General features: G+C 59.5%; 17 protein-coding genes. 12 read left to right on the top strand and 5 right to left on the bottom strand.

Annotated elements, in window-relative coordinates:
* Positions 1-127: 127 nt before the first annotated feature.
* A complete protein-coding gene (locus J3L12_RS13405) occupies positions 128-1,312 on the bottom strand; it encodes an MFS transporter (RefSeq protein ID WP_208015561.1) in 1,185 nt (394 codons plus the stop codon).
* 21 nt (positions 1,313-1,333) lie between these two features.
* Here J3L12_RS13405 and J3L12_RS13400 point away from each other — a divergent pair, with 21 nt between their 5' ends.
* A complete protein-coding gene (locus tag J3L12_RS13400) occupies positions 1,334-1,669 on the top strand; it encodes a hypothetical protein (RefSeq protein WP_208015560.1) in 336 nt (111 codons plus the stop codon).
* On the opposite strand, the gene J3L12_RS13395 is transcribed toward J3L12_RS13400, so the two are convergent.
* The 3 genes from J3L12_RS13395 to J3L12_RS13385 all read right to left on the bottom strand — a co-directional run bounded on the left by J3L12_RS13395 (position 1,666) and on the right by J3L12_RS13385 (position 4,338).
* Positions 1,666-2,313: a hypothetical protein gene (locus tag J3L12_RS13395; protein ID WP_208015559.1), complete on the bottom strand. Its 648-nt coding sequence runs from the start codon at positions 2,311-2,313 to the stop codon at positions 1,666-1,668. The two genes, J3L12_RS13400 and J3L12_RS13395, sit on opposite strands and share 4 nt — an antisense overlap.
* A 126-nt stretch (positions 2,314-2,439) precedes the next feature.
* Positions 2,440-3,447 carry an aldo/keto reductase gene (locus tag J3L12_RS13390; protein ID WP_208015558.1) on the bottom strand — a complete coding sequence of 336 codons (1,008 nt, stop codon included), beginning with the start codon at positions 3,445-3,447 and terminating at the stop codon, positions 2,440-2,442.
* A gap of 147 nt (positions 3,448-3,594) precedes the next feature.
* On the bottom strand, positions 3,595-4,338 hold the full coding sequence (locus tag J3L12_RS13385) for an SDR family oxidoreductase (protein ID WP_208015557.1): 744 nt from the start codon (positions 4,336-4,338) through the stop codon (positions 3,595-3,597).
* A gap of 147 nt (positions 4,339-4,485) precedes the next feature.
* Here J3L12_RS13385 and J3L12_RS13380 point away from each other — a divergent pair, with 147 nt between their 5' ends.
* The 7 genes from J3L12_RS13380 to J3L12_RS13350 all read left to right on the top strand — a co-directional run bounded on the left by J3L12_RS13380 (position 4,486) and on the right by J3L12_RS13350 (position 12,409).
* Positions 4,486-5,613, top strand: coding sequence for a Re/Si-specific NAD(P)(+) transhydrogenase subunit alpha (locus tag J3L12_RS13380; protein ID WP_208015556.1), 1,128 nt, complete (start codon positions 4,486-4,488; stop codon positions 5,611-5,613).
* A complete protein-coding gene (locus J3L12_RS13375) occupies positions 5,613-5,906 on the top strand; it encodes an NAD(P) transhydrogenase subunit alpha (protein ID WP_013014151.1) in 294 nt (97 codons plus the stop codon). Before J3L12_RS13380 ends, J3L12_RS13375 begins: the two co-directional genes overlap by 1 nt.
* Before the next feature lie 65 nt (positions 5,907-5,971).
* Positions 5,972-7,330 (top strand): NAD(P)(+) transhydrogenase (Re/Si-specific) subunit beta, encoded by a 1,359-nt coding sequence (locus tag J3L12_RS13370; protein ID WP_208015555.1) that lies wholly within the window; start codon positions 5,972-5,974, stop codon positions 7,328-7,330.
* 293 nt (positions 7,331-7,623) lie between these two features.
* A complete protein-coding gene (locus J3L12_RS13365; RefSeq protein ID WP_208015554.1) occupies positions 7,624-8,895 on the top strand; it encodes an ABC transporter substrate-binding protein in 1,272 nt (423 codons plus the stop codon).
* 261 nt (positions 8,896-9,156) lie between these two features.
* Positions 9,157-10,038: a sugar ABC transporter permease gene (locus J3L12_RS13360; RefSeq protein WP_208015553.1), complete on the top strand. Its 882-nt coding sequence runs from the start codon at positions 9,157-9,159 to the stop codon at positions 10,036-10,038.
* A gap of 4 nt (positions 10,039-10,042) precedes the next feature.
* Positions 10,043-10,876 carry a carbohydrate ABC transporter permease gene (locus J3L12_RS13355; protein ID WP_243455240.1) on the top strand — a complete coding sequence of 278 codons (834 nt, stop codon included), beginning with the start codon at positions 10,043-10,045 and terminating at the stop codon, positions 10,874-10,876.
* A gap of 24 nt (positions 10,877-10,900) precedes the next feature.
* Positions 10,901-12,409 (top strand): carboxypeptidase M32, encoded by a 1,509-nt coding sequence (locus tag J3L12_RS13350; RefSeq protein ID WP_208015551.1) that lies wholly within the window; start codon positions 10,901-10,903, stop codon positions 12,407-12,409.
* 2 nt (positions 12,410-12,411) lie between these two features.
* Here J3L12_RS13350 and J3L12_RS13345 read toward each other — a convergent pair whose 3' ends face one another.
* Positions 12,412-12,981 (bottom strand): NUDIX hydrolase, encoded by a 570-nt coding sequence (locus J3L12_RS13345; protein ID WP_208015550.1) that lies wholly within the window; start codon positions 12,979-12,981, stop codon positions 12,412-12,414.
* A gap of 332 nt (positions 12,982-13,313) precedes the next feature.
* Between J3L12_RS13345 and ispH the strand changes: the two genes are divergently transcribed.
* From ispH to dusA, 4 genes are read left to right on the top strand one after another with little or no spacing between them, the layout of a single operon-like run.
* Complete coding sequence (ispH, locus tag J3L12_RS13340) at positions 13,314-14,342, top strand: 4-hydroxy-3-methylbut-2-enyl diphosphate reductase (RefSeq protein ID WP_208015549.1); 1,029 nt, start codon at positions 13,314-13,316, stop codon at positions 14,340-14,342.
* A 34-nt stretch (positions 14,343-14,376) separates the two neighbouring features.
* Entirely contained in the window at positions 14,377-15,186 is an 810-nt protein-coding gene (locus tag J3L12_RS13335) for a Dam family site-specific DNA-(adenine-N6)-methyltransferase (RefSeq protein WP_208015548.1), read from the top strand.
* Complete coding sequence (locus tag J3L12_RS13330) at positions 15,186-15,656, top strand: PD-(D/E)XK nuclease superfamily protein (protein WP_208015547.1); 471 nt, start codon at positions 15,186-15,188, stop codon at positions 15,654-15,656. Before J3L12_RS13335 ends, J3L12_RS13330 begins: the two co-directional genes overlap by 1 nt.
* A gap of 13 nt (positions 15,657-15,669) precedes the next feature.
* Entirely contained in the window at positions 15,670-16,671 is a 1,002-nt protein-coding gene (dusA, locus tag J3L12_RS13325) for a tRNA dihydrouridine(20/20a) synthase DusA (RefSeq protein WP_279381137.1), read from the top strand.
* Positions 16,672-16,684: the final 13 nt, after the last annotated feature.

Below are 16,684 nucleotides of genomic sequence, written 5' to 3'. Positions count from 1 at the left end.
TACTTACGAGATGTAATCCTGAGCCTCTTGCACCTCAAAAAGTGGCCGGTGTTGCGCTCGGTTAGAAAGTTCTCGGCTAATCCCTATCCTCTACTCAAGCTAATCCGAGGGTTGTGATAAAAGCCTGCTAAAGACTGCTTGCCCGATGCGGGGCTTTGGCCAGGGGCAGGTAAGCCATTATGGCCAGCGCGATCAGGGCCGACCAGACCAGCAAAGCGGTGCTGTAGTTGCTCTGCCCCAGCACAATGCCCATCCCCCACTGGAGCAAAAAGACCCCCATGAAGCCCATGAAGTTAATGGCCGTGACGGCCCGCCCGGTGAGCTCGGTGGGGAAGGTGAGCCGGGCCTGGGCCAGGCTCAGAATGTTAAAAGCACCCGTAAAGCCCATGAGCAGGTAGACCGCGTACAGGAGGGCCAGGGGCATCTGCGGCCACAAGGCCAGCAGCAATGGCCCCAGCGTGAAAGCGATGCCCGCCGAGAGCAGCACCCTGGGCAGGCCCAAACGGTCGGCCAGGGGACCGCAGAGCAAAAAGCCCAGAACGGCGGCCAGCGAAAAAGCGAAGAGGACACCGCCCACCTCGAGCCCCCCCATCCCCCGCACCTTGAACAGAAAGTCGCCGCCCCACAGGGTCTGCCAGGCCAAAAACCCGCCCCCCACCATAAAGTTGAGCCAGCCCATGCGCCAGAAGTCGGGGTTGCGCCAGATCACCCCGGCATGGCCCGCCTGGGTGCTTTGGGGAAGCGCAACACCTTTAGGAGCGTTGCGAACCCCCAGCACCACCACCAGGGCTACCAGCACAATCACCAAAGCCCCGCCCTCGAAGACCCCCCGCCAGCCGATCTGCTCCTTGAGCCAGGCCAGTGGCGAGGAGGCGGCAATGGCCCCCGAGGCCCCCAGCGCCACATACAGGCTGCTCACGCTGGCGTAGCGAGAGGCCGGAAACCACAGCGAAAAAGCTTTCAAAGCCCCCATCAAGGCGGCGGCAAAGCCGATGCCCAGCAAAGCCCGGCCCACCGAAAGGGTGAGGAAATCCTGGGCATTGGCAAACAGGAGCGCGCCCCCGGCCCCCACCAGCATCAGGGCGGGGTGTACAAAGCGGGGGCCGTAGCGGTCCAGCAGCGAACCCAGGGGGAGTTGGGCCAGCGCGAAGGTCAGGTAGAACAGGCTGGTCATCAGCCCCAGTTGGGCCGAGGAAAGCCCCAGATCCTGCCGCAGGTCGGGGGAGATGACCGCATTAACCGCGCGAAAGAAGTAGGAGAGAAAGTAGGCCAGAAGCAGCACAACGAAGATGCGGGCAGCAACGGAGGGCATGGTTCCCCTATCCTATCCTGTATGAAAGCGATGCCTGCTTCGACCCTGTGGCTCGAGCTCCTGGGCGGCCTCCTGGTGGCACTGGGCGTACTCCTGGCCTGGCTGGCCTTCACCCTGGCCAACCAGACCATTGACCCCAACCTGGACAAAAACCTGATGCGCGTTCGCATAGATTTCCCCGGCTTTCTGGAAGGCGTGGCCCGCCATCTTTCGGTGGCGGGAGCCTGGATGGCGGGGGTGGGGGCCGTACTCTTTTTTGGGGCCGGCTATCTGGTGTGGGTGTTCCGGGTGCTGTTGGGCCTGGCAGCCTTGTTTGCGCTGGGGGTGTGGGCCTGGCTGGCGCTGGGGTGGGCCTAGCGCTTCAGGCTCACCAGCTCGATAACCACCTGCTCGCTCTGGCTTCTCACCAGCCCCACGTTGGGGGCGTACCAGGAGGTGCTTTTCACGGTCAGGTTCAGGGGGCTGCTCCGGCCCCCCATGGTCATGGTGCCACGGGTGGTCTGGGTACTCTCCACTTTGAGGGCCGTAAAGCGTCCGGCAGGCACGCTCACGCTTTCCTGGCCTACCACCTTGCTGGTGGTGCGGACGCTTTGCTCCATCTGGATGGTCAGGTTGCCCTGCTGGGCCTCCCCGCTTGCCTCGTAGCTGTAGCTCCAGCTACTCCCCACCCGCAGGTTCTGGGGCAGCACCACCCCGGTGGCTTTGCGGGTTTTGAACTTCATCTGCAAGCCGGTCTGGCCGGAGGGGGCGAATTCGGGCTGGGTGAGGCCCCTGGCGTCGCACGTCCAGCGGCTGTCGAAGCCAAAGTTGGTAAAGGTGAAGCGCTGGATGAAGCGGTCCGCTTTAACCTCCAGGGTCTGGATGGTATAGGGGTTCTTGTCCACGCTCGAGCTGTATGTCCAGACCCAGCCCTCACGCACCGGGTAGAAGGGATGGTCACACTTGGCCCAGGCGGCTGTGCCCAAAACCACCAACGCTAGAACGCCGAGGATGCTTCGCATGGCAGGCTCCTTTGCTCGAGCATAGCCGAGGCGGTGTTATGTGGGCGTTATGGTTGGCGTGGGCTCTCGAGCCCCCTTTGCAGGAGAGGGGTCTTGAGTAGCTGATGCAGCAGCCACCCCGAAGGCTCAGCCCACCTCCAACTGCATCTTCATCCAGGGGGCCGAGTTGTGGAAGTTGGCCACGGCACTGCCGGGCGGTACCAGCCGGTCGCAGGCCGCTCGGATATCCTCCGGCAGGGTCATGTCCAGCACCGGAAGCAGGTGCTTTAGCTGTTCCACACTCCGGGGCCCGATGATGGGGGCGGTGATGCCGGGTTGATCCTTGACCCACAAAATGGCCAGTTGCGCGGGGTCGTAGCCGGCCTCGCGGGCCAGCTTTACAAAGCGGTTGCCCATATGTACCGCCCTGGGCGAGACCCGCTCGGCGTAAATTCCCCCCCGCAGGCTGGCGCGGGAGCCTTCGGGGCGAAGCGCCTCGTCGGCGTAGCGCCCGGCCAGCATCCCCATGGCCAGGGGCGACCACGGCAGAACGGCCAGGTTGTAGGCCTGGGCCATGGGAATCAGCTCGTTCTCGATGCGCCGATCCAGCAGATTGTAGGGCGGCTGTTCCGAGACAAAGCGCACATACCCCTTAAGCTCGCTGATCAGAATGCCCTCCAGCACCTTCCAGGCCGGGGCCGTGGAACTGCCTATATAGCGAACCTTGCCCTGGCGCACCAGGTCGGTCAGGGCCGAGAGGGTCTCGTCTATGGGCATGTCGAAAACCGGGCGGTGAAGCTGGTAGAGGTCAATGTAGTCGGTTTGCAGCCGCCGCAGCGAGTCTTCACAGGCCCGTATCAGGTGGAGCCTCGAGTTCCCCCGGTCGTTGGGGCCGGGGCCGGTGGGGTAGTGGGCCTTGGTGGCGATGAGCACCTGGTCGCGCAGGCCGCTTTCTTTGAGGGTTTGTCCTATCACCCGCTCGGCCTCGCCCTGCATGTAGCTGTTGGAGGTATCAATCAGATTGATGCCAGCCTCGATGGCCCGAAGAATCATCTCCCTGGCCTCGGCTTCGGGGGTGGGGTTCAGGATGTTGTCAGTGCCCAGGGCCAGAGGTGCAACCTTGACGCCGGTTCGACCCAGATTGCGGTATTCCATGGATAGCTCCCCTCAGGGGTGTGCAGAGATGCTGTTCGCAAAAGTCCGCAGCAAAAAGACCTTGAAACCAAGCCCGCTTTGATTTCCTTGCTCGAAAGATGCTCGATTAGAGCCCCAGGTTGACGGCTACGGGCCTCGAGGCTGCCTTCACCTGGCAGCAAACCCGGCATCCACCAGCACCAGCGAGCCGGTCATGTAGCTGGCTTTGCTCGAGGCCAGAAAAAGCACCACCTGGGCAATCTCCACCGGGTCGGCCAGGCGGCCCATCGGTACGGTATCGGCCAGGCGTTGCAAAAGTTCGGGGGTGACGGGTTCCTTGCGCTCGGACTGGAGCATGGGGGTATTCACCTCGCCAGGGCAGACCGCGTTGATGCGGATGCCATCTTTGGCGTGGTCGAGGGCCAGTGCGCGGGTGAGGTTGTGTACCGCGCCCTTGCTGGCACAGTAGGCGGCTACCCCGGCGGCCCCTAGGTCGCCCCAGATGGAGCCGAAGTTGACGATGGCGCCGCTACCCTGAGGCTTCATGGCCTTGATGGCAGCCCGGCACATGAAGAAAGTGCCGCTCACGTTCACCCCCATGATGCGGTTCCACTGCTCGTCGGTGGTGTGCTCGCCGCTGGCCCGCACGATGATGCCCGCCGCATTGACCAGCACATCCAGCCGCCCATGCCGCCGTACCGTTTCTTCCACCACAGTGTTACAGAAGGCCGAATCGCTCACATCCCCAACCCGCACGTCTGCCCCCAGTTCAGTTGCGACCCGGCGGGCTTGCGCCTCGTTGCGATCCACTATCACCACCTGGGCCCCGGCCCTGGCAAACTCCCGGGCAGAAGCCTCCCCCATGCCCGAGGCCCCGCCGGTCACTATCACCACTTTTCCCTGGAAATCCACAAGTACTCCTTATCAGAACGAAAGCGATTGTATTGAGACAAGGGAATCCAGGTCAATCATCGGGTTGGGACGTTGCTCCCTGGGCCGTCACTGGTATACTTCCCTGCGGAGCGGTATACCAAACGTCGAGTGTTTTTAGGAGGTCGAATGGTTCAAATAGCGGTACCCAAAGAAACCGCCCCAGGTGAACGCCGGGTGGCGCTCACGCCGGAGGTGGTGAGCCGTCTGATTAAGGAAGGCTGGGGTGTGCGCCTCGAGGCCGGTGCCGGCGCCGAGGCTTACTACTCCGATGAGGCGTACCGAAATGTGGGGGCCGAGATTGTATCCAGGGATCAGCTTTTCAAAGGTGCGCAGGTGGTTTTCACTGTACAGCCTCTGGATCAATCGGATCTGGCGCAGCTCGAGCCCGGCACCATTGTGGCGGGCCTGATGTACCCCCACCGCAGCCCGGTGCGGGTACAGGCCATGGCCGCCGGTAAGCTTACCGCCCTGGCCATGGAGCTTGTGCCCCGCATTACCCGGGCTCAGAGTATGGACGTGCTCTCCTCGCAGGCTACCGTGGCCGGCTATGTGGCCGCCCTGATAGCCGCGCGAGAGAGCAGCCGCTTTTTCCCCATGCTCACGACTGCGGCGGGCACCATCCGCCCTGCTAAGGTCATGGTGATGGGGGTGGGCGTGGCAGGCTTGCAGGCCATTGCTACGGTGCGCCGCCTGGGGGCTAATGTCTGGACCTACGACGTTCGCAAAGCGGCAGCCGAGCAAGCCCTGTCGCTAGGGGCCAAGGTTATTGAGCTACCCATCAGCGCCGAGGGCGAAGGGGGCTACGCCCGCGAGCTTACCGAGGAAGAAAAGAAAATCCAGCATGAAGCCCTGGCCAAAGAGGTGGGCAGTATGGATGCGGTCATCACCACCGCCCAGATTCCGGGCCGCAACGCGCCCATCCTCATTACCAAGGACATGGTCGAGCGGATGAACCCCGGTGCGGTGGTGGTAGACCTGGCCGCCGAGTCCGGGGGCAACTGCGAGCTGACCCAGCCGGGCAAGACGGTGGAGGTGAACGGGGTCAAGATTGTGGGGCCCCTGAACCTGCCCAGTGCGCTCTCGGTACACGCCAGCGAGATGTACGCCAAAAACCTCTACAACCTCTCCAAACTGCTCATCAAAGATGGTCAACTTGCCCCCGACTGGAGCGACGAGATTCTGGCCGGGGCGCTTCTAACCCACCAAGGCGAGATTACCCATGCGCCCACCAGGGCGCTCGTTGGAGGTGCCTGATGGACTCAACCTGGGCTGCGCTCTATATCTTTTTGCTGGCGGCTTTTACTGGTTACGAAGTGATTAGCCGGGTGCCGGTGATTTTGCACACCCCCCTGATGTCGGGCTCTAACTTTATTCACGGCATTGTGGTGGTGGGGGCCATGGTGGTGCTGGGCCACGCCGAGACGCCCCTCGAGCAGGCCATTGGCTTCTTCGGGGTCATTCTGGGAGCCGCCAACGCTGCGGGGGGCTACGCCGTGACCGAACGGATGCTGGAAATGTTTGAGCGCAAGCCGAAAGGAGGCCAATAGCTCACAACCGATAGCCCTAAGCCTCCTGCGGGCTTTCTGGCTACCGTCCAATGCTATATGTTGCTATGGAAAACTTTGTCGAGCTTATCTACTTCCTGACGGCGCTCCTGTTTATTCTGGGCCTCAAGCGCATGTCCTCGCCCAACACGGCCCGTAGCGGGGTGATCTGGGCCGGGGTTGCCATGGTGGCGGCAACGCTGGCGACCTTCCTGCTCCCCAACATGCACAACCAGCTTTTGATGCTGGTGGCTATCGTCATCGGCACGGTGGTGGCCTGGATTGCCGCCAAGCGCGTGCAGATGACCGACATGCCCCAGATGGTGGCCATCTACAACGGCATGGGTGGGGGCGCTGCCGGGGCCATTGCGGCGGTGGAGCTTCTGCGCGGAGAGTTTGGCGAGGCCCAGGGGCTCAAGTTGCTCGCTATTCTAGGTGCGCTGATCGGTTCGGTGTCCTTCACTGGGAGCCTGATTGCCTTTGCCAAGCTACAGGGCCTTATGTCGAGCCGCCCCATCCAGTTCCCAGCGCAAAAGCTGGTCAATGCCGGTGTGGGGGTGGGGGCCTTGCTGCTGGCTTTGTGGGTGCTCGTCAGCCAGCCGGGCTACCCCATCCTGGCTTTTTTCCTCCTGGCCCTCAGCTTTGGGGTCTTGATGACCCTGCCCATTGGCGGTGGGGATATGCCGGTGGTGATTTCGCTCTACAACGCCTTCACCGGCCTGGCGGTAGGCTTTGAGGGCTTTGCCATCGGGAATGCTGCTCTGATAGTGGCCGGTACGGTGGTCGGTGCGGCGGGTACGCTGCTCACCCTCCTGATGGCCAAGGCCATGAACCGCAGCCTGTGGAGCGTGCTGGTAGGGGGCTTTGGCGTTGAGCAGGAAGCAGGCGAGGTGAAGGGCAGCCTCAAGCCGATTGACCTGGAAGATGCGGCGGTCATGCTGGCTTACGCCTCCAAGGTTATCTTTGTACCCGGCTACGGAATGGCTGTGGCCCAGGCCCAGCACAAGCTGCGCGAGGTGGCAGATGTACTCGAGGCCAAGGGTATCGAGGTCAAGTACGCCATTCACCCGGTAGCGGGCCGGATGCCGGGGCACATGAACGTGTTGCTGGCCGAGGCGGGGGTGGCCTACGACAAGCTCTACGACCTCGAGGACATCAACCCCGAGTTCCCCCAGGCCGACGTGGCGGTGGTGATTGGCGCCAACGACGTGGTCAACCCCGCTGCTCATCGCAAGGGCTCCCCGCTTTACGGCATGCCTATTCTGGACGTGGACAAGGCCAAGAACGCCATTGTCATCAAGCGCGGGCAGGGCAAGGGGTTTGCCGGGGTGGAAAACGAGCTTTTCTACGCCGACAACACCCGCATGCTTTACGGCGATGCCCAGAGCGTACTGGGGCAGTTGGTGCAGTCGCTCAAAAAACTGTAATACCAGATTCGGTTGATCCGTGGCCGACTGTCTCTTTGAATCCGGTAAAACAGACGCTTATCGCGCTCTGCACAAAAGTGGCCGCCTGAATGGGCGGCCTTTGCTTTGTCCAGGACAAAACTTTCTCAACATCGGTTGGCTCATCATACGTGAAAAGCCATCCAAATCTTGAGTTGACAGTTTATATGCCCTGGGTTACACTCCCGGTTGGAAGGTCTTCCACAAACAAAAGTGCAGTCAGTCGAAATTGGACAGCGATTGATGGAAGCACTTCCACTGAAACAGGAGGAAACATGAAGAAGTGGCTGGTAGGTGCTTTAGCCCTGACCCTTGCGGTAGGGGGGCTGGCCTTTGCCCAGGGGGTGACGATTCGTGTAGCGGGCGACTCGACCGCTGTAGGCGAGGGTGGCCGCTGGATGAAGGCCAAATCGGAAGAATGGGCTCAGAAAACCGGCAACAAAATCGAGTACATTGACTCGCCCGCCGATACCAACGACCGTCTGGCCCTGTACCAGCAATACTGGGCAGCCCGCAGCGCCGACGTAGACGTCTACATGATTGATGTGATCTGGCCTGGCATTGTGGCGCCCCACGCTGCCGACCTCAAGCAGTTCTTCACCGAGGCCGAACTCAAAGAGTTCTTCCCACGGATCGTTGAGAACAACACCATCCGGGGCAAGCTGACCTCGATTCCCTTCTTCACCGATGCGGGTCTGCTCTACTACCGCACCGACCTGTTGCAGAAATACGGCTTCCAGCGTCCGCCCCAGACCTGGACCGAGCTTGACCAGCAAGCCACCCGCATCCAGGCCGGTGAGCGCCAGGCGGGCAACCGCGACTTCTGGGGCTTTGTCTGGCAGGGTAAAGCCTACGAGGGCCTGACCTGCGATGCCCTCGAGTGGATTTTCTCCATGGGCGGGGGCCGTATCATCGAGCCCGATGGCCGCATCAGCATCAACAACCCCCAGGCCATTGCCGCCCTCAACATGGTACGCAGTTGGGTAGGCCGTATCTCGCCTCCAGGGGTGACCAGCTACGCTGAAGAAGAGGCCCGCAACGCCTTCCAGTCGGGCAACGCCGCTTTCATGCGCAACTGGCCTTATGCTTACAGCCTGGGTCAGAGTGAAGGCAGCGCCGTGCGCGGCAAAATTGGCGTGACCGTGTTGCCCCGTGGCGCAGGCTCGGGGGGCCGCAATGCTGCTACCCTGGGTGGCTGGCAGTTGATGGTCTCGACCTACTCGAAGAACCAGAAGGTGGCCGCTGACCTCGTTAAGTACCTCACCAGCGTGGAGATTCAGAAGGACAATGCCATCAGCCTGTCGCGTCTGCCGACCCGCCCGGCCCTCTACAACGATCCCCAGGTGCTGGCCAAGAACGCCTTCTTCAAAGACCTGCTGCCCGTCTTCCAGAACGCCGTGGGTCGTCCTTCGGGTGTAGCCGGTGCTCGCTACAACCAGGTCTCCGAAGCCTTCTGGACGGGCGTACACGAGGCCATCACCGGACGGAAGCCCGCTGCTCAGGCCGTGCGGGACATGGAAGCTGCCTTCCGGCGCATTCTGCGCTAGGCCATTAAAAAACGCCTTGTCGGGGAATGGGGTCGGATATCCGGCCCCATTCTTTAATAGCAGGCACCTTTCCAGGACGCCAGAGTCGTAAGTTTTGAGCTGTGGGGAGTTTTCGTATTTTGCGCTCAGCCATCTGCTGGTGGCATGCAGCGCGCCTTTAGCGAAATAGGATTTGAGCGACCTGAACCCATATAGTATTGGTGTCTTGGAACAGTATCGCCAAGCTGCGTTTTTAGGTCGGCTGGATGGAGGTGGATATAGATGCTTACTCTTCGGCAAATGCGTTTGGCCTGGCTGCTGGTCTTGCCTACGTTACTGGTTGTGGCCTTTGTGGCAGGTTACCCGCTGGCCCAGGTGTTTTACTACTCGTTTCACCGGGCCGACATCTCTTTTGTAGAGCCCACCGAGTTTGTGGGTTTCAAGAACTACCTTTTTTTGCTGCAAGACCCCGATTTTAGGGGGGCGCTCTGGAACACCTTGCGCTTCACCGTAGTTTCGGTTTTCCTCGAGACCGTTCTGGGCCTGGCCATTGCCCTGGTGATCCACTCCAACTTCAAGGGGCGCGGCATCGTGCGGGCTGCCATCCTGATTCCCTGGGCCATCCCGACGGTGGTCTCGGCCAAGATGTGGCAGTGGATGCTCAACGACATCTATGGGGTGATTAACGTAATCCTGGTCAACACCGGCCTGGTCGCCAACAAGATTGCCTTCCTGGCCAACCCCAACACGGTGCTGTGGGCAATGGTGGCGGTGGACGTCTGGAAAACCACGCCCTTCATGGCCCTGTTGCTGCTGGCCGGCTTGCAGCTCATTCCCAGTGACATCTACGAGGCCGCCGATATTGACGGGGCCAGCCGCTGGCAGCAGTTCTGGACGCTGACCCTGCCGCTCCTGACCCCGGCCTTAGTGGTAGCGCTCATTTTCCGCACCCTGGATGCGCTGCGGGTCTTCGACGTGATTTTTGTGATGGTGGGGGTCAACACCGCTACCCGCAGCCTGGCCATCTACAACCGCCAGACCCTGATTGACTTTCAGGACCTGGGGTATGGGTCGGCCATATCGGTAGCCATTCTGGTCATCATCTTTATTTTTGTGGTGTTGTACATGCGCGTAGCGGGACGGGGGGTGCGCGGTGAGGACTAAAGGCTTGTCTTACTACGCTGGACGGGCGCTTTTTTACCTGCTGGTGGTTTTTATTGTGGTGTATAGCGTTTTCCCTTTCTACTGGGCGGTGATTAGCAGCTTCAAGACCAGCGATGCCCTTTTTAGCTCCAACCCCAGCTTTTTGCCCACGCCCTTTACCCTCACGCATTATCAAAACGTGTTCAGTGGAGCGGAGTTTGGCCGGAACCTGCTCAACAGTTTGATTGTGGCCGGTGGGGCTACCCTGATCTGCTTAGTGCTGGGGGTCATGGCGGCCTATGCGCTGGGCCGTTTGCGCTTTCCGCCCAAGAACGCGGTGCTCTACATCGTGCTGGCCATGACCATGTTCCCCCAGGTTTCGGTGCTCTCGGGTATGTTCGTATTGCTGCGTGAGACCAACCTGTTCAACACCCACGCGGGCCTGATTCTTTCGTACCTGCTCTTTACCCTGCCTTTCACGGTCTGGGTGCTGACCGGCTATTTTCGTGGGTTGCCGCGTGAGCTCGAGGAGGCCGCTTACGTGGATGGAGCCACTCCCATCCAGACCCTGCTCAAGGTCATGCTGCCCCTCACCGGGCCCGGTCTGGTGACCACCGGCTTGCTGGCTTTTATCGCCGCCTGGAACGAGTACCTTTTTGCTCTAACCTTTACCATCGGCAACAATGTGCGCACCGTTCCGGTGGCGATTGCTTCCTTTGGTGGGGCCACTCCCTTCGAAATTCCCTGGGGCTCGATTATGGCGGCCTCGGTGGTGGTGACGGTGCCGCTGGTGATTTTGGTGCTCATCTTCCAGCAGCGCATTGTGGCCGGCTTGACGGCGGGCGCGGTCAAGGGATAGTCAAAAGGCATATGATGGGCCGGTATGACTGCTCAAGAAGCATACCGTTGGCTTTTAGAACACAGCAAAGAGACCGCCTACCTGGCTTCATTCAGTAAACTAGCCGCCTGGGATCAGGCCACCTACACACCCAAAAAGGGTCAGCCTCACCGGGCCATGATGCAGGCTACCCTGGCCAGGCTGCTGCATCAGCGGGGCACCGATCCCCGCATAGGGGAGATGCTCGCCATAGTGGAGGGTTCGGACTGGCTGGGAGAGCCCACGTCTGTGGAAGCGGTGAACGTGCGGGAGTGGCGGCGGGCCTACGACCTACAGACGAAAATTCCCGAGCGACTGGCTGTTGAGCTGGCCCAGGCCACCAGCGAGGGAGAGGCTGTTTGGCAAGAGGCCCGCCCCAAGAATGACTGGCAGGGCTTTAAGCCGGTTCTGAAGAAAATATTTGCCCTGACCCGCGAAGCAGCCGATGCGATTGGCTACCAGGAAGAACGCTACGATGCTTTGCTCGATCAGTACGAGCCGGGGGCCACAGCACGGCAGCTCGAGGCCACCTTCGGGCATCTGCGGGAAGCCACCGTACAGTTGCTGGAGCGCATTCAGGGTAGCTCACGCAGGCCGGATACCTTGATACTCCGCCGCCACTTTCCCCAGGCCGCCCAGGAGGCTTTTGGCAAGGAGGTCATTGCCAGGATTGGCTTCGACCTGGAGGCCGGGCGACTGGATATAGTGGCCCACCCCTTCATGCAGGGGATTGGCCCCGGCGATGTGCGCCTGACCACTCGCTACTTTGAGAACTACTTTAACGCGGGTTTCTTCGGAATCGTGCACGAGATGGGACATGGGTTGTACGGGCAGGGGTTGCTGGCCGAACATTTTGGGACACCCATGGGAAGTGAAATCTCCCTCGGCATGCACGAGTCGCAAAGCCGTACCTGGGAAAACCTGGTAGGGCGTAGCCTGGGCTTCTGGCGCTACTTCTGGCCCACAGCCCAGCAGCGCTTTGAATCCTTGCGGGATGTAAGCCTGGAAGATTTCCACTTTGCAATTAATGCGGTCGAGCCCAGTCTGATCCGGGTAGAGGCCGACGAGGTGACCTATAACCTCCATATTCTGATTCGCTTTGAGATTGAGCTGGCTTTGTTGCGCGGTGAGCTGGATATTGACGAGGCCCCCGAGGCCTGGGATGCCAAGTACCAGGCTTATCTGGGGGTTCAGTCGCCTGCAATTCGGGACGGGTTAATGCAGGATGTGCACTGGTCGGCGGGGTTGATCGGGTACTTCCCCACCTACACGCTGGGCAACCTCTACGGAGCGCAGTTGTTTGTGCAAGCCGAAAAAGACCTGGGGCCGCTCGAGGCTCAGTTTGAGCGAGGCGAGTTTGCGCCCTTGCTAAACTGGACCCGGGAAAAGATTCACCGCCAGGGGAGCCGCTACTGGCCCCGCGACCTGCTAAAACAGGTGACGGGCGAAGACCTCAACCCGCAGTACCTGGTGGACTACCTGAACCGCAAATTTGGCATGCTGTACGCGCTGTGACCTCAAAAAGTCTGATGCTGGGTGAGTGCTTGAGCAGCGACCTGATGAACCACCGCCCTGAACTTTCCCCAGTCGGCCCAGGTAGCTCCCAGTTCTTTGGAGAAATGGGGGGGTAAGCCCTCGAGTTTCTGGGCAATTTCCAGCAGACCCGGCGCGGAAACCTCTTGAAAATCGCTGATTTGCTCGAGGTGATCTTGTGGCTGCGGGTCATTATTGGCTGCCAGCAGGAAAACGTAGCTGTGAAACAGGCGGCCCTCATTGTGCTGGTAGGTAATGTGGGCCAGATAGCGCAGGATTTGGGCTTGCAGCCCGGTTTCTTCCCAGCTTTCGCGCTCGAGGGCCTCCATTACCGATTCACCGGGCAAAATACTTCCGGTGGGCAAACGGTACACCCCCGTGGGATAAAAGGCTTTGGTGAGGGTTAGAAGCTTGCCGCTAGGTCGCCGATACACCAGACAAACTTCCGCAATACGGGTTCTGCTAACCGCCAAATAGGAGTTTGTGCCCAGACGCTGGGTGCCCTCGAGGGGTTTTCCAAAACGCCAGGCCAGCTCCTGAAGTTCTTGCTGCACAAGCGTAAAATTACCACACCACTGACTCTTTTCGCTTGCCCAGAAGCCGCTAAACCAGACATTTATCGTGCCAAAGCATGACAAATGATAAGAGCCTACATGCGCAGTCAGGCATTTATCGTTTTCCCCTTTCCCTCTCCCCTTGCGGGAGAGGGTGGCGACAGCGCTGGCTAGTTTGGTGCCCCTTTGGCCAAATAAAGCAATTCTGGCGGTAACCGCTATCGCCGGGTGAGGGGCTGAAGCGACGATGCCCAGGCAAATGATAAGAGCCTGCATGCGCAGTCTCAACTTACAGAGCCGCAAACCTTCCTGTGCTATGGTAAGGGCTCGGTATGGTGGAGCGAATCTATCTAGCTAAACCCAGGGGTTTTTGTGCTGGGGTGGTCATGGCCATCGAGGCGGTAGAAAAGGCGGCTAGAGAGTTGCGCGACGAAGGCGAGCTGGTGGTCTACCACGCCATTGTCCACAACGATGTGGTCGTCAAACGTTTGAAAGAACAGCACGGTGTTCACTTTGTTGAAGACCTGGCTGAAGTGGAGCAACTGCGCTCCGAGCTTGCGCAGGCGGGCAAAAAGCTGGGCGAAACGGTGGTCTTCTCGGCCCACGGGATTCCCCCCTGGCTGCGCACCGAGGCGGCGGAGCGCAACCTGTACCAGATTGATGCCACCTGTCCCCTGGTTACCAAGGTGCACAGCGAGGCCAAGCGCTATGCCCGGGAGGGCTATACCATCCTCTTGATTGGCGACTCCGCCGACCACCAGGAGATCAAAGGCACCCGTGGCGAGGCCCCGGAGAACACTATTCTGGTGGCTGTCCATACCCATGTGGGCCGCGACCCCCGCCTGGCCGACCCCCATACGGTCGAGGTGCCAAACCCCGAGAAGGTGGTGGTGCTAACCCAGACCACCCTCTCGGTGGACGATACCCTTGCCACCATTGACATTCTTAAGCAACGCTTCCCCAGGCTGGTTGTTCCCAGCCGACACGACCTTTGCTATGCCACCAAAAACCGTCAGGATGCCGTCAAGCAGATTGCGCCCCAGGTAGACATGTTCCTGGTACTGACCAGCCTGGCCTCCTCCAACGGAATGCGCCTCCTGGAGCTGGCCCAGAGCCTGGTGGGCCGGGCCGAGCGCATCAACACCGTGCAGGACATTCAGCCGGAGTGGCTGCGGGGTGTGCGCTCTATCGGCATCACCTCGGCGGCCTCGACCCCGGACGACCTGGTGCAGGAAGTGGTGGCCTATTTTCGCAGGCAGAACCCCAATCTGGAAGTGATCGAAGAGGGGGAGTGGGAAGATATCGAATTCCGTGAGCCCAAAAGGGTATCGCCTAGCGAGTGGTTGGTTGGCGATAGGTAGCATTTGAAAGCTACCTAACTTACACTTGTACGCAATGGTTCAAGCACTGATTCCCTTGCAAACCCCTTTAGCTCCACCGTTGAAATGGGCTGGAGGGAAACGTTGGTTAGCTCCAGTAATACGTGAACGTTTCTGGCTAAAACATAGCAAAAGGCGTTTGGTAGAGCCATTTGTGGGGGGCATGGGAGTTACTCTTTCATTGATGCCGGAGCACGCATTGCTAAATGATATCAATCCACACCTAATCAATTTCTATTTGCACTTGAGGCGTGGCTTACAAGTGAAGGGAGTGAAGTTCGAGAATAGCCGTGAAATTTATCAGGCAAACCGAGAACGATTCAACCTGCTTATATTGGATAACCAGGCTGATAGTGCTGAGGCTGCTTTATTGTTTTATTACCTTAATCGGACGGGCTACAACGGACTTTGCAGGTTCAATCGGCGTGGTTTTTTCAATGTTCCTTTTGGGAAGTATAAGACCATAACTTACATGTCAGATTTTAGACAATACCGTGAAGTATTCGAAAACTGGGAGTTTTGCACGGGTGACTTTGCTCGGCTTCAGATTAGCTCTAAAGATTTTGTATATGCAGATCCTCCCTACGATGTGGAGTTCACGCAGTATAGTTCAGATGATTTTACCTGGGCCGATCAGGTGCGTTTAGCAAGATGGCTTGCCCAGCTTGACGTGCCCGTTGTGATATCCAACCAGGCCACATCCCGGATCCTTGACCTGTATACGAGTTTGGGATTTGATGTAGAGGTTATCGAGGCTCCGAGAAGGATAAGTTGTAATGGAGATAGAAGCCCTGCTCAGGAGATGATAGCTTACAGAGGGGTTTGATGTCAGCCCGGACAGCCTCAGGAAAAACTTTTGAAACCATGCTAAGTGCCGCACTCAGACATCAGGGTTATAAGTATCTTGAGCAAGCTAGAGTCCCTAACTCATTGGCTGGACGCCAGCACACCGTAGATTTTGTGATCACCTTTCCAGAAGTGGTATTCGTTTCGCTAAAGTGGCAGGGTTCTAGTGGAACTGTGGAAGAGAAAGTGCCCTTTGAGGTTGTCCGTCTTGTGCATCTACTTAGCCAAAAAGAGCTAAATGTGCAAAAGGGTTCGAAATCCAAGAAAAATCTGACGGAAACCAAGCTGCGCCCTCAAAAGGCATATATCGTGCTTGCCGGCACTGGTTGGAATCAAAGTCTTAAGGACTGGTACATTTCGGGTGGGTTACAGACTTACTTACCTCACTCAAACATTCATATCATAGACTTTTACGATTTCATGAATCTGGTTAACAGCAAAGCACTGTAATCCAATGAGATTTTTGAATTCATCCCGTTGGCTCTTATCCGTAGCGCCCATGCTGGACTGGACGGATCGGCATTTTCGCTATTTGCTGCGTCTCATTACCCGGCGTACCCGTCTGTATACCGAGATGGTGGTGGATCAGTCCATTCTGCTGGGTGACCGCCCCAGGCTGCTGAATTTCAACCCCGAAGAGCACCCGGTGGCTTTGCAGCTTGGAGGCTCGGTGCCGGAAAGGCTGGCCGAGGCTGCCAGGATAGGGGAAGCGTGGGGCTACGACGAAATTAATCTGAACCTGGGCTGCCCCTCGGAGCGGGTACAGGGGGGTGGGTTTGGGGCCTGCTTGATGCTTTCGCCTGACCTGGTGGCCGACTGCCTGGCGGCGATGCGACAGGCGGTGAAGGTGCCCGTCACGGCCAAGCACCGCCTGGGGGTGGACGATGTAGAGGACTACGGCTATGTGGCCCGTTTTATCGAGAAACTGGCGGGGGTGGGCATCGAGGTCTTTATCATCCATGCCCGCAAAGCCTACCTGAAGGGGCTCTCACCCGCCGAGAACCGCACCGTGCCGCCCTTGCGCTACGAGTGGGTGTACCGCCTCAAGCAGGATTTCCCCCACCTGACCATCGTGCTCAATGGGGGGGTGCGGAACCTGCATGAAGCGGAGGCCCACCTGGCACGGGTGGATGGGGTCATGCTGGGGCGGGCCGTCTACGAAGACCCGTTTGTACTCGAGCAGGCCGACTCGAGGCTGTTCGGGCTAACCCACGCCACCACCCGCCTGGCCGTGGCCCAGGCCATGCTGCCGTACGCCGAGGCGGAGCTCGAGCGGGGCACACCCCTGTGGGCCATTGCCCGCCACATGCTCAACCTGTTCAAAGGGCAGCCCGGAGGCCGTTTGTGGCGCAGGTGGCTCTCCGAGCGGGCCTGCCGGCGGGGGGCCGGGGTGAAGGTCTTGCAGGAGGCGCTGGAGCAGGTGCAGGCCGAAGCGGAGTGGCGGAAATGTAGAGCCCCTGTATAACAGCACCAAACCC

The sequence above is a fragment of the Meiothermus sp. CFH 77666 genome (genome assembly GCF_017497985.1).
Taxonomy (GTDB): domain Bacteria; phylum Deinococcota; class Deinococci; order Deinococcales; family Thermaceae; genus Meiothermus.
This window is presented reverse-complemented; position numbering and strand designations above follow the sequence as displayed.